The following is a 13,264-nucleotide window of genomic DNA, read 5'->3' on the forward strand; positions in this document are numbered from 1 at the left end:
ATTATTTACGTGTAGCAAGCCATTCACTTACGTTCTTCTCGATACGTGCAGCGATGTCACCTTCCTCAGCAGCCTTGTCGAACTTCTCGCCTGTGATGTGCTCGTAAAGCTCGATATAGCGATCAGATACGCTCTCTGCATACTCGTCGGTAATCTCTGGCATGGTCTGACCTGGCTCGTTCATGAAGTTGTGCTCGATGAGCCACTGGCGAACGAACTCCTTGGAAAGCTGGCGCTGAGGCTCACCCTTCTCAAACTTCTCCTCGTAGCCGTCAGCATAGAAGTAGCGGCTAGAGTCTGGAGTGTGGATCTCGTCGATGAGGTAAACCTTACCGTCGCGCTTGCCAAACTCATACTTGGTATCAACGAGAATCAAGCCCTGCTTAGCAGCGATTTCCTGACCACGAGCGAAGATCTTGCGTGTATAGTCTTCCATTACAGCGTAGTCCTCTGCACTAACAATACCCTGGGCAATGATCTCTTCCTTAGAGATGTTCATGTCGTGACCCTCGTCAGCCTTGGTAGTAGGAGTAATGATTGGCTCTGGGAAACGCTCGTTCTCGCGCATTCCGTCAGGCAACTTCACACCGCAGATCTCACGGCATCCCTTCTGATAGTCGCGCCATGCGCTACCGGTGAGGATTGAGCGGATGATCATTTCTACGCGGAAACCCTCGCACTTCAAACCAATAGTTACCATAGGGTCTGGAGTAGCCAACTTCCAGTTTGGACAGATGTCTGTAGTTGTGTCCAAGAACTTAGCTGCAATCTGGTTGAGCACCTGTCCCTTGAATGGGATACCCTTAGGCAGAACAACGTCGAACGCTGAGATTCTGTCGGTAGCGACCATCACGAGGATGTCGTCGTTAATGTCATACACATCACGTACTTTACCGTGGTAAACACTCTTCTGTCCATCGAAATGGAAATCTGTCTTTGTTAATGCTTTCATTTTACTTTGAACTTTGAATTTTGAACTTTGAACTTGATGATATGCTTTGAATAATCTTCTGTTCATTCTTAATTCTGATTATTTTGAATTATCTTTTTCTGCTTTCAGCGCTTCTCGTGCTTCCGCTCTCTCCTTGTCATACTTGTCATATGCATTGACGATGCGGGTTACGAGCTTGTGTCGCACAATATCCTTCTGCCCCAGCTTCACCACTCCGATGCCTTCCACCCCGTCAAGAATCTTGAGTGCTTCCTTCAGTCCGCTTCGCTGCTCTCTAGGCAGGTCTATCTGGGTCAGGTCGCCGGTGATGATCATCTTGGTGTTCATGCCCATACGGGTAAGGAACATTCTGATCTGCTGGGAGGTTGTGTTCTGCGCCTCGTCGAGGATGACGACGGCGTCGCTGAGTGTGCGTCCACGCATGAAGGCAAGTGGCGCAATCTGGATAATGTGCTTTTCCATCATGTCTTGCAGCTTGACGGCAGGAATCATGTCTTCCAGTGCATCATACAGTGGCTGCAGGTAAGGGTCAATTTTATCTTTCATGTCGCCTGGCAGGAAACCGAGCTTTTCGCCCGCTTCTACGGCAGGTCGTGAGAGGATGATCTTTTTAATGGCTTTCTCCTTGAGTGCTTTTACGGCAAGGGCGATGCTGAGGTAGGTCTTACCGGTTCCGGCAGGCCCCACGGCAAATACCATGTCGTTCTTTTCGTAAGCTTCAATGAGTTGCTGCTGATTCTCGCTGCGGCTCTTGATAGGTCTTCCGCTGATGCTGTAAACCAGCACGCCTTTTACGGAGTCAGCTTTGGTCTGTTTGCCTTTCACAATATCAAGGATATCTTCTTCATTGAGCATGTTATATTTAGCTAAGTGCTTGCGCATCAGCTCAATGTCTTCTTCTGCTTTCGCCATTTCTTCCTCGTCGCCAAGCACACGAAGCACGTTGTCACGTGCCACGATACGCAACTTAGGATACAGTGATTTTATCATCTGTAGATGAGCATTATTCACTCCGTAGAACATCACTGGATCTACATCTTCGAGTACTATATGTTTCTCTATCAAAATTTCTAATCTTAAATCGTTTAAACCTTTATATGTTATATAACGCTGCAAAATTACAACTTTTCCTCGAAATAAGCAAATTTCTTATGCTTTTTTTGAGATTATCGGGCAAACTGTTCTGGTAAACCGTCTGTGAGACAGAGGGAACTTGTTTATATTGCTGTTAAAAAAATAACACGGACAAATTGAATTTGTCCGTCTCTTTCGTCTGGTCGCTTGTAACATCTTGATAGATAGTTCTTTATAAGCCTTCTGGTAATTTGCCCGGACAAATTCAATTTGTCCGTGTTTTTTTAGTTTAAAACATGCCTGTTTCTGCTGTTTGTCGATGATAAAGGCTGTGATTCAAGAAGAAGTCTATTTGTTTCTTCATAAAAAACTATGAACTATAATAAAAAAACGAATACAGTTAACGAAATTTAGCATAAATATGCTTTTTCGTAGGTACATAGAGGCTCGTCGGGGCTGACTGCTCAGCCCCTAGCCGCCAAGGCGTTCCCTCAGCAGGAGAGATGGTTTATGGCTTTACAGACTTATACCCATCAACATAGGGTTTCTCTTGTGTTATCACAGCGAAGGCTTGCCTAATGAGTTTGTTTGCAACGGCAATGATTGCAACTTTCCCAGGCTTGCCGTTAGATCGCAATCGGTCAAAGCATGCCTTGCATTCGGTGTTGCACCGTAATGAAGCCATGGCTCCTATATAAAGCTGGCTTCGCAAGTGAGCATCTCCATTGCGATTGATGTGACCTTTGACATTGACTGACGTACCAGACTGTTGGTAAGTAGGCGACAATCCCAAGTATCGAGTAAGTTGCTTGGCGTTATCAAAGTAGGTGAATCCACCTGTGGCAATTATGAGTGCTGCTGCAAGTGTCGCTCCAATTCCCTTAATAGATGTGAGCAAATCCATCTGTTTCTTGTACTCAATCTCAGCCAAGGAGGTTAACTCTTCCTCCATTTCTTTGATTTGTTTCTGTAGAAACTTGATGGTCTTTTCAAGAACCTTCTTGCTTTTAGAATCAATGAATGGCAGGACTTTAAGCGAACCTTCTAGGTTTGTGTTGGCTGTAAGTTGCTTCTTTAGTTGACGCAATACAGTGCGTTTCTGCTTAAGCAACAAGATGGAGTCATTGCGAAGTTTGAATGGAGCAGGCTGCATTCTCTCACCATATAAGGCTATGAGGCGAGCATCAATCTCATCAGTCTTGACAACTGAGAGCATGACACGTGCAAAGTTCTTTATCTTCAGAGGATTCTCCATACTGACAACAAAACCTGCCTTGGAGAGCAAATAAACAAGTAACATACTGTAGTTGCCTGTTGCTTCCAATACACAATGGTTCTCTTTTGGAGATATGGTCTGGATAAACTCTCGAATACCTTTGACGGTATTCTTGAAAGTTTTGGTTTCACTGCCTTTGGCAGATGAGTAAGCGACAACGAAAGTTGCCTTGCTGACGTCAATTCCTACGTAAGTCATAGTCGTAATATTTATATTTAAACAAACATCTATACATCATGAGCTATCATTGCAAATACGGGGTCTATGCCCTTTGAACTATCCAGATTCTGATGTAAGGGTGTGGGGACGGAACATAGTTTACGATCTGTGGGACTAATGAGTAGTCGGTCTTATTCCACACCCTGATGTTGTAATGTTAGGATTTTTAACAAAGGGACAAGAAGTTAACAGGTTAACAGTTAACAGCCGTTTTTTGCATCCTCCCCCTTTCCTTAATTAAATATAAATATATATATATACTTATTTCTTGTATATGAGTGGGGGAAGTATGCATTTTTGGGCTGTTAACTGTTAACCTGTTAACCCTCATCTGAAAAATTCTCCTTGTCGAGTCCTCCTCTTATGTAAGCTAAGTGCCTTATATGATGGCTGGTAAGAGTCATCAATGATGACCGGCACGAGGCTTAAATGATGCCTGGCGATGGTGATGGATTGATAGTGTTTGGATGGTAAGAACAAAGCTTCGGAAGTTGGGAATATCGTTTTTTTCTAGTAGAACTTATTAAAAAGACATTAAAAAGTTTTGTATTATGAAATTAATGATGTACTTTTGCCATACTTTTTATAGAAAATTGATTATAACTCTTGATAATGAAATTAAAACATATTATCCTACATATAGTAAATGTTGTTCAGGCAATGTCTGGCAAGAACCGTTTCTTGCTGGGTTTTGTCGTTGTTGTGTGTGTCCTGGCTTTGGTGAGATTGATCAGTCCGGGCGTTGCTGAACCAAGGACTTCTGTTGCTGATTTGAGTGTGGCGGATAGCCTGGCTACGGATTCCGTTGATCAGCTAGCGATGGCAGAAGAAGACAAGGAAGAGGATAATAAGGCTGCAAATGAGATAGCTGAGACATCTGATGATTTGACCCAGGAAGCTGCCGGAACAGGTTCGGAGACGGATGCTGCGGCAGATTCTTCCAATACGCCTTCTATTTTCTTCGATAAGAATGGCAAGGAGGTGAAGCATCGTATCTTCTCGGTGCCTCATTTCGGCAATACTTTCCCTGATCAGCAGGATGTGCAGATTCTGGCTGCCAACAAGCATGGCGTGAATCCGGTACAGAACCGTGAGGAGGCTGAGCATAGTAAGGGTAAGCTGGTGTATGTGGGCAGCAATCCTTTCTTTTATGTGGATAAACTGAATAGCAGTATACCTTATCTGGTACCTAGGGCTTCGGTGCTGCTGCAGGATATCGGTCGGGCTTATTTCGATTCTTTGCAAATCAAGGGCATTCCTTTGCATAAGATTATCGTTACGAGTATTCTCCGTACCAAGGATGATGTGGCGAAGCTTCGTACCCGCAATGGCAATGCTACCGAGAATTCATGCCATCTTTACGGTACTACCTTTGATGTTTGCTACAACAGATATAAGCAGATTCAGACTCGTCAGCAGCCTCGAAGACAGGTACAGAATGACACCCTGAAATGGGTGCTCAGCGAAGTGCTGAGAGATATGAGAGACCGCAACCGGTGCCTTGTAAAATATGAGGTAAAACAGGGATGCTTCCATATCACCGTGAAGTAGATTGCTTATGGTGATTTCAATTGATATTATATAAAATTTGGGCGTGTCGTTCTTGATAGAATGGCACGCCCTAATCTTTTATTTAGTTTTTGATTCTTTTCAAATCGTCAGGTTCGCCTACCAGCCAGATGATATCTCCCTTTTCGAATTTTCGGGATGGTGAAATGCGGGTGAGGTTTTCCTGACCTTCTTCCAATCCTACGACCATACAGTTGTAATGGTCGCGGATGCCACTCTCGATGAGCGTCTTGCCGAGAAATTCGCTGGAAGATGAGATGATGAGCTGGCTCAGCTTCATCTCGCGCTTCTCTATCTCGGAATCTTCCGGCATCAGATCGCTCTGAAGAGCTGTGTTGAACTTCTGAAGCTGGTCGTCATTACCAATCACCTGCAACTTGTCTCCAGGAAAAATAACCATATCTCCATTTGGGATATTGAGGCGATGGGAACCACGGCGAACGCTACTCATGTCTACACCAAAACGTTCACGAAGATGCAGCTCCCTGAGTGACTTGCCCGTCCACGTACTGTCTTCCGGTACTTCGAACTCACTGATATGAATATCTCTATCCAGCAGTCTGCCCTCGTAGAGTGGGCGTTTTTCGCCATTCACCTGAGCCGCAATATCTCGTGAGCGGAGATTGTGGACGAAGACGCGCTCCATCACAATGCTGCGCTTCTTGATGCGGCGGGAGGTGATCATCAGCATCACCACAATGACTCCGATGCAGATCATCAGCGCATTGGTGAAGCGGGAGAGGAAGTTGATGATGTAGAAGATGAAGGCCAGGGCTATGACGAAGCGGACAAATACCGTAAACAGCAGAGGCACACGGTTGATGCTGCTCTCTACCCATAGGCGTTTCCACTCTGCACTGTGGTTTTTCTTCATTACGATGGCACGCAGGAATGGAGCTATCAGCAGCACCGTAAGCAAGCCGGTGATGGCGTTGGCGTACCAATGAAGATGCCAGCCTGGCAACAGATTGCGCATCAGAGGCAATACGAAGGTGAACATCAGGGCAATGGTAGCTGCTGCGAGTATCGAATAGGCTACGGTGTTGATGGTCATCTGCTTAATCAGCGATTTCCACTTGCTCTGCTGCTGGGTCTGCGGATGGCTCATCGCAAAATGGTTCAACACATGAATGAGCTTGTCGGGCAGATGCTTCTCCATCACCTGATAGGTAGGCAGCGCCAGACGGATCATGTAAGGCGTCAGGAAGGTGGTGATGACACTCACCGCTACGACTACCGGATAGAGGAAGTTGCTGATAACGCCAAGCGACAAGCCCAGCGAGGCGATGATGAATGAGAACTCGCCAATCTGAGCCATCGAGAAACCGCAGCGCATGGCCGATTTCAAAGATTCGCCTCCGAGCATGAAGCCGAAGGTGCCCAGCGTGGCCTGACCTATCAGTATCGTACCCACCAGGGCAAGGATAGGCAGGGCGTATTCTATCAGAATCTTAGGGTCTACCAGCATACCTACTGATACGAAGAAGATGGCTCCGAAAAGGTTCTTGACCGGTTCGACCAGCTTGATAATCTTCTCAGCTTCAATGGTTTCTGCCAGGATACTACCCATGACGAAGGCTCCGAAAGCACTGCTGAAACCTACCTTGCTGCTCAGTACGGCCATGCCGCAGCATAAACCCAGCGATACGATAAGCAGGGTTTCGCCATTGATGAGCTTTCTTACCGAGCGGAGGAACCAGGGGATGGCGAAGATGCCTACGATGAACCAGACGCCAAGGAAGAAGCCTATCTTGACGATGGAGGCAAACATCTGACCGCCATCGGGATTGCTGCCGCTCGCTATCGCTGACAGCATCACCATCATGACGATGGCCAGGATGTCTTCCAGAATCAGTACGCTCATCACCATCGAGGCAAACTTCTGGGTGCGCAGCCGCATGTCGTCGAACGCCTTATATATAATAGTGGTGGAACTCATGGCAAGCATACCGCCCAGGAAGATACAGTCCATCCTTCCCCAGTCGAAACTGTGGCCCACGCTGATGCCCAGCATCATCATTGAGAAGACGATGACCACGGTAGCAATGATAGGCGATGCTCCCATCTTCACGATTTTCTTGAAAGAAAAGTCGAGACCCAGTGAGAAGAGCGTAAAGATGACACCGATGTCTGCCCAGGTCTTGATGTCCGTCTCGTCCATTACCGACATAGTGTAGGGCATGTGGGGCGAAACGAGGAAGCCTGCCACAATGTATCCCAGCACCAGCGGTTGCTTGAGCCGCTTGAAGATGAGGGTAACGATGCCGGCTACCATCAGGATGAGGGCGAGGTCTTTTACTAAAAAGGGAATTTCTGCCATAATTTTCAGTTTATGATAATCTCTCTGTAAATATTCGTATTCATTTATGAAAATGGGGAATTTAGATGTGCCTAAATTCCCCATTTTTGTATTAGTCGTTGTATTCTTCTGTGATTTCTGCAATCTTCACGATAGTATCCACCACCTTCTGCATAACCTGGATGCTCACAAACTCGTGAGGACCATGGAAGTTGACACCACCGGCAAAGATGTTAGGGCAAGGAAGACCCTTGAAACTGAGCTGTGCTCCATCGGTACCGCCACGGATAGGCTCTACGCGAGGAGGAACGCCGCTCTCCTGCATCGCCTTGAGTACGATGTCGATTACATGCATGTTGGGGTCAATCTTCTCCTTCATGTTGTAATACTGGTCGAAGATTTCGGCAGTAACCGTTCCTTCGCCATACTTCTCGTTCATCTTCTCCACACACTTCTCGATGAAGTCCTTGCGGTCTTCAAACTTTTCGCGGTCGTGGTCGCGGATGATATAGCTGAGCTTGGCTTCCTCGCAACGGCTCTCAATGCCGAGCAGGTGATAGAATCCCTCGTAACCCTCTGTCTGCTCAGGAGTCTCGGTCTCTGGTATCATATTCTGGAACTCTACAGCCAGGCGGCTTGCATTCACCATCTTGCCCTTGGCGTAACCAGTATGTACGCTTACTCCCTTGATATGAATCTTGGCAGCAGCGGCATTGAAGTTCTCGTATTCCAGGTCGCCCAGGTCGCCACCGTCAACGGTGTAAGCCCAGTCGCAACCAAACTTCTCTACATCGAAGTGATGGGCACCCATACCGATTTCCTCATCAGGATTGAAGCCCACACGGATGTCGCCATGCTTGATTTCCTTATGGTCGCGGAGGTAGCACATGGCCTGTACGATTTCAGCGATACCTGCCTTGTCATCTGCACCGAGCAGGGTAGTACCGTCTGTCACGATGATGTCCTCACCCTTGTGAGCCTTGAGCTCAGGGAATTTCTCGACGCTGCTGATGATTCCAGGGCTCAGTTCGATATCCTTGCCGTCATAGTTCTTGATGATGCGGGCCTTGATGTCCTTTCCGCTGGCGTCAGGACTGGTATCCATGTGTGAAATAAATCCGATGGTAGGGGTCTTTTTCTTGGTATTTCCCTTGAGGGTGGCGTAGACATAGCCCATGTCGTCCATTTCGACATCGGTCAAACCTTCGTCCTCAAGTTCTTTCTTGAGATACTTGGCAAATTCCAATTGTTTTGCAGTACTAGGCACACTTTGAGAATCTTCGCTCGACTGTGTGTCGAATTTTGTGTAGTTTATGAAACGTTCTACTAAATCCATGTTCTTAATTATTAAAAGTAGTCAATTCTCCAAGGGGGTGCTCTTTAGAAGTAGGGGCGTTCCATGGAGCCTTGAAAATAGTATTGAAAGTGATCCCGATGGGATTCAAACCCATGACCTTCAGAACCGGAATCTGACGCTCTATTCAACTAAGCTACGGGACCGATGCTGCAAAATTACGGATTTTATTTGGAATAACCAAATATTTGCTTGATTTTTTACTATATATTATAATGTATATAGGGAAAAAGGAATAAAATGTTCGGCAAAATGTCACTAAAAGTATAAAAATAGTTATCACTTTGCAAAATAATAGAGAAAAATGCTTGCAGATTAATAATTTATTTGTACCTTTGCAACCAACAATAGAGAATAAACGATAATACAAAATAAAAACCATACGAAAATGAGCAAATTGATAAAACCTGAAGGGTACAAGGCGCTGTTGGATATGCGCCAGACCGAAATGGGTATCAAACTGATAAAGGAATTCTTTCAGCAGAATCTGAGTACAGAGCTTCGCCTTCGCCGCGTTACTGCTCCGCTCTTTGTACTGAAGGGACTTGGAATCAATGACGATTTGAACGGCGTGGAGCGCCCTGTAAGTTTTCCTATCAAGGACTTGGGGGAAGCTCAGGCTGAGGTGGTGCACTCTCTTGCCAAGTGGAAGAGACTTACCCTTGCCGAATATAATATAGAGCCTGGTTATGGCGTGTATACTGATATGAATGCAATTCGTGCCGATGAAGAACTCGACAATTTGCATTCGCTTTATGTTGACCAGTGGGACTGGGAAGCAGTGATAACCCGCAAAGACCGTACTATCGCTTTTCTGGAAGACATAGTGCGCCGCATCTATGCAGCTATTCTCCGCACGGAATATCTCACTTGCGAGCATTATCCTGAAATCAAGCCATTCCTGCCAAGAGAGATTCATTTCATTCATGCACAGGATTTGCTGGATATGTATCCTGATATGACTCCAAAGGAGCGCGAGGATGCTATCTGTGAGAAATACGGCGCTGTATTTGTTGAGGGTATTGGCGGCGAGTTGAGCAATGGCGAGAAGCATGATGGAAGAGCTCCTGACTATGATGACTGGAGTTCTGTTGCTGAAAATGGGAAGGCAGGATTGAATGGTGATATTCTGATCTGGTATCCTGTTTTGGGTCGCAGCTTCGAGCTCAGTTCCATGGGTATCCGTGTAGATAAGGAGAGTCTGCTTCGTCAGCTGAAGATTGAGGGTAAGGAAGATAGAGAGAAGCTTTATTTCCACCAGCAGCTGTTAAGTGATAAGTTGCCTCTCAGCATCGGTGGCGGTATCGGTCAGAGCCGTCTCTGCATGGTGATGCTTCATAAGGCTCATATCGGAGAGATTCAGGCTAGTATCTGGCCAGATGAAATGCGTAAGGAATGTGATGAGGCAGGAATGCCACTGATTTAATGTCCCCTTTGCGTGTCTCGTTTTTCGATTATTATTTAAGATTAAATATTGAAAATCAATAGTTTATAGCTTCATAAAATGAAAGAGGTTATGTCGGTGATGGCATAACCTCTTTTTCTTATATTTGTTTTCTTGTTATGTGAGTGCCAGATTAAAGATACTGACCATTCTCTTGAAGGCAGGATTGCTATCCATGATGTTGTCGAAGACTTCACGCTTTGAAAGAATCTTTTTGATTTCATCGGACTGGGCTAGACGATAATCTATCTGGATCTGGTCGTTGTGTAAACCCTGTACAAATGTAGGGCGAATCCTGTTCTTGATATCGAGAATGTCATTCAGCAAGAGCTGGTTGTCTACCACTACTTCTATATTCGGAAATTCGGTAATTGTCGGCGTAACTGCCTTCATGCGGTTGGCAAGACCGATAAGTTCCTTGATATTCTGCATTCTCATACACATGTTGATCCATAAGCCTTCTACCTGCTCCTGGTTGAAAGAATGGTTCATCTCCTGGACTTCGTTGGCTGCCGGTTGTTCATCCTTCAGCTTGTCTATCGGATTGAATGTGCTATGCGCTCTCTCTTCGTTCTTTTTAAGATTGGAGAAAGTCATGCCTATACCTTTGAAATTCACATTCTTGACACTTGTAGCCGTTGCTTTGACAGGCTGTTCCTGCGACTGTTGGCTCTGAGAAGTCTGAGAGTTTGGGGTAGGCGATACCTTAGCGGCAGCAATAGGAGTATTGCTGCTGCCATCTTGCCCCGCACCTGCACCCTGAGCAACAGGTTTAAGCTGGGCAACAATTTTCTGAAACAGGGATTTTAATCTGTGGGGCGTGCGCCCCGCACTAGGCACATCCTGATCTTCGGGCTGGGTAATCTGGCCTACCTGGATAAGGGTAAGCTCTACCAGCAATCGCTTGTTTGAACTCTGGCGATATTGTACATCGCAGTTGTTCATGATCTTGAGAGCCTTATATAAAAAAGCAGTAGGGGCTTTCTGTGCCTGTGTCTGATATTTGGCTTTCTGCTCTTCACTGGTTTCCAGCAGTGGCAATGTCTGAGGATCCTTTGCCATCATCACATTGCGTACGTGCTGCGCCAAGCCTTGAATCATGTTTCCACCATCAAAGCCTTTGCCCAATATTCCGTCAAGAACCAGCATCATCTCGCTCACCTTGTTTTCCAAGGCAAGATCTACGATTTGGAAATAGTTGTCACTATCCAGAACGTTGAGGTCTTCTATCACCTTCTTGTAGGTGATATCGCCCTGGCAGAAGCTGGCAGCCTGGTCGAAGATGGAGAGAGCGTCTCGCATACCTCCGTCAGCCTTTTCTGCAATGACGGCAAGTGCCTGCTCCTCATACCTGATGCCTTCCTTTTCTGCTACCATCTTCAGATGGTTGATGGTGTTAGGCACGGTCATACGCTCGAAGTCGTAAATCTGACATCGGCTGAGAATGGTAGGCAGAATCTTGTGCTTTTCGGTAGTGGCAAGGATAAAGATTACATGCGAAGGTGGCTCTTCCAGCGTTTTGAGGAAGGCGTTGAAAGCTGCAGCACTCAGCATGTGGACCTCGTCGATGATAAACACTTTGTATTTTCCTACCTGTGGCGGAATGCGGGTTTGCTCCATCAAGGTCTTGATTTGGTCAACACCGTTGTTGCTGGCAGCATCCAACTCAAAGATATTGAAGGAACGCTGTTCGTTGAAAGCGCGACAGCTCTCGCATTCGTTGCATGCCTCACCGTCTTCGTTAGGGTGCTCGCAGTTGATTGCCTTGGCAAAAATTCGGGCACAAGTAGTCTTTCCCACACCTCTCGGACCGCAGAAAAGATAGGCATGAGCCAACTTGCCGCTCTTTACTGCATTTTTCAAAGTGGTGGTCAAAGCAGCCTGTCCAACTACCGAGTCAAAGGTCATTGGACGGTACTTTCTAGCAGAAACTATATATTCTTCCATTATTTTTTCTTAATTGATGATGCAAAGATAACAAAAAAATATTATCTTTGCAAACAAATTCGCAATTATGTGGATTTTCATGAGAATAAATTTGAATAATATAGTAAGAAATAAATGAGTAAACGTCTAGGAATTATATGGAATTATCTGGCTCACTACAAATATTTGATAGTGATTGTGGTGGGCGTTTTGGTGGTTGGCGTTATCGACGACAATAGCATCCGTCAGCATATCCGTTATCAGATACAGATTGCGGGTTTGCGTTCTGAAATCGAAAAATATAATGCTCAGCTGGAGAGAGATAACCGTATGTTGAAGGAAATGCGCAAGGGACCGAAAGTCTTTGGCAAGATAGCCCGTGAGCGGTATTTCATGAAGACTGACGATGAGGATATCTTCGTGCTCAGTTCTGATATTCCTGATGAACCTGCAGAAGAAGAGGAAGATTTCGGAAATGCCAAGTAATGTGATTTTCACATTAATATATATAAGGGAACTTTCTTCTAGGATTTTCCTGTAGTAGAGAACATTCAAAATAAGAAACAGAAGAAAAAAGATAAATGAAACAATTAAGTAAATTTCAGAGTGCTTTATTTTTGCTGGGTGGCGTGCTGATGGTTATAGGGGCTGCTAGCTTTGCATTTGGTTTTATCAATAAGCAAATCCTACTCTATACCTGCTGGCTGTTCCTGGTGGGTAATGTGCTTTTCAGTGTAGTGCAGGCAATGCAGATATACGAAGGACCTTCGCTCGTCATCCATCGTCTGAAGCGAATGCAGTATATCGCAGACATCTTCTTTGTACTCTCGGGAATCTCGATGGTTGATACAGTGTATGCTTTCGCTCGCCACTGGTTTACCAACTACGAGACCTATATCACTTATTTCTATAACAAATGGGTGGTATTCCTGCTTATTGCGGCTTTGTTGGAACTCTACACCACTCATCGTATCTCTTACGAGTTGAAGAAGGAAGATGCTGGTAGAGGAGCTTCGGAATAAGGGGAAAGAATGGGTAAATATGCAAATAAAACATAAATACTGATAATATTCAATTAAATAGCATAAATTTATTTCCTCAGTTCGATTTAAGATTGTACTTTTGTTCACCAAAAGTGATAAACAGAGCTT

General features: G+C 45.4%; 10 protein-coding genes and 1 tRNA gene. 4 read left to right on the top strand and 7 right to left on the bottom strand.

Annotation, left to right across the window (positions count from 1 at the left end; all coding sequences use genetic code 11):
• Position 1: 1 nt before the first annotated feature.
• The 3 genes from ACTQ53_RS00215 to ACTQ53_RS00225 form a co-directional block, all read right to left on the bottom strand.
• Positions 2 to 952, bottom strand: a complete 951-nt coding sequence (locus tag ACTQ53_RS00215; RefSeq protein WP_153122031.1) for a phosphoribosylaminoimidazolesuccinocarboxamide synthase — start codon at positions 950 to 952, stop codon at positions 2 to 4.
• A 78-nt stretch (positions 953 to 1,030) separates the two neighbouring features.
• Positions 1,031 to 2,017, bottom strand: coding sequence for a PhoH family protein (locus ACTQ53_RS00220; protein WP_294968583.1), 987 nt, complete (start codon positions 2,015 to 2,017; stop codon positions 1,031 to 1,033).
• Positions 2,018 to 2,534: 517 nt separating this feature from the next.
• Complete coding sequence (locus ACTQ53_RS00225; RefSeq protein ID WP_441931608.1) at positions 2,535 to 3,500, bottom strand: IS110 family transposase; 966 nt, start codon at positions 3,498 to 3,500, stop codon at positions 2,535 to 2,537.
• Between the two features lie 633 nt (positions 3,501 to 4,133).
• On the opposite strand from ACTQ53_RS00225, the gene ACTQ53_RS00230 reads away from it, so the two are divergent.
• On the top strand, positions 4,134 to 5,072 hold the full coding sequence (locus ACTQ53_RS00230) for a DUF5715 family protein (RefSeq protein WP_441931609.1): 939 nt from the start codon (positions 4,134 to 4,136) through the stop codon (positions 5,070 to 5,072).
• A gap of 82 nt (positions 5,073 to 5,154) precedes the next feature.
• Here ACTQ53_RS00230 and ACTQ53_RS00235 read toward each other — a convergent pair whose 3' ends face one another.
• The 3 genes from ACTQ53_RS00235 to ACTQ53_RS00245 form a co-directional block, all read right to left on the bottom strand.
• Positions 5,155 to 7,410, bottom strand: coding sequence for a cation:proton antiporter (locus ACTQ53_RS00235; RefSeq protein WP_295346122.1), 2,256 nt, complete (start codon positions 7,408 to 7,410; stop codon positions 5,155 to 5,157).
• A gap of 91 nt (positions 7,411 to 7,501) precedes the next feature.
• Positions 7,502 to 8,725, bottom strand: a complete 1,224-nt coding sequence (pepT, locus tag ACTQ53_RS00240; protein ID WP_294968575.1) for a peptidase T — start codon at positions 8,723 to 8,725, stop codon at positions 7,502 to 7,504.
• A gap of 90 nt (positions 8,726 to 8,815) precedes the next feature.
• Positions 8,816 to 8,889, bottom strand: a tRNA-Arg gene (locus tag ACTQ53_RS00245).
• A 242-nt stretch (positions 8,890 to 9,131) separates the two neighbouring features.
• Between ACTQ53_RS00245 and asnA the strand changes: the two genes are divergently transcribed.
• Positions 9,132 to 10,169 (top strand): aspartate--ammonia ligase, encoded by a 1,038-nt coding sequence (gene asnA / locus ACTQ53_RS00250; RefSeq protein ID WP_294971074.1) that lies wholly within the window; start codon positions 9,132 to 9,134, stop codon positions 10,167 to 10,169.
• Between the two features lie 135 nt (positions 10,170 to 10,304).
• On the opposite strand, the gene ACTQ53_RS00255 is transcribed toward asnA, so the two are convergent.
• A complete protein-coding gene (locus tag ACTQ53_RS00255; RefSeq protein WP_441931610.1) occupies positions 10,305 to 12,134 on the bottom strand; it encodes a DNA polymerase III subunit gamma/tau in 1,830 nt (609 codons plus the stop codon).
• A 114-nt stretch (positions 12,135 to 12,248) separates the two neighbouring features.
• Here ACTQ53_RS00255 and ACTQ53_RS00260 point away from each other — a divergent pair, with 114 nt between their 5' ends.
• Together ACTQ53_RS00260 and ACTQ53_RS00265 are read left to right on the top strand one after the other, a co-directional pair.
• Entirely contained in the window at positions 12,249 to 12,599 is a 351-nt protein-coding gene (locus ACTQ53_RS00260; RefSeq protein ID WP_264949706.1) for an FtsB family cell division protein, read from the top strand.
• A gap of 95 nt (positions 12,600 to 12,694) precedes the next feature.
• Positions 12,695 to 13,135: a hypothetical protein gene (locus ACTQ53_RS00265; RefSeq protein ID WP_294971081.1), complete on the top strand. Its 441-nt coding sequence runs from the start codon at positions 12,695 to 12,697 to the stop codon at positions 13,133 to 13,135.
• Positions 13,136 to 13,264 lie beyond the last annotated feature (129 nt).

It is taken from the genome of Prevotella sp. Sow4_E9_plate, from assembly GCF_052116205.1.
Classification (GTDB): domain Bacteria; phylum Bacteroidota; class Bacteroidia; order Bacteroidales; family Bacteroidaceae; genus Prevotella.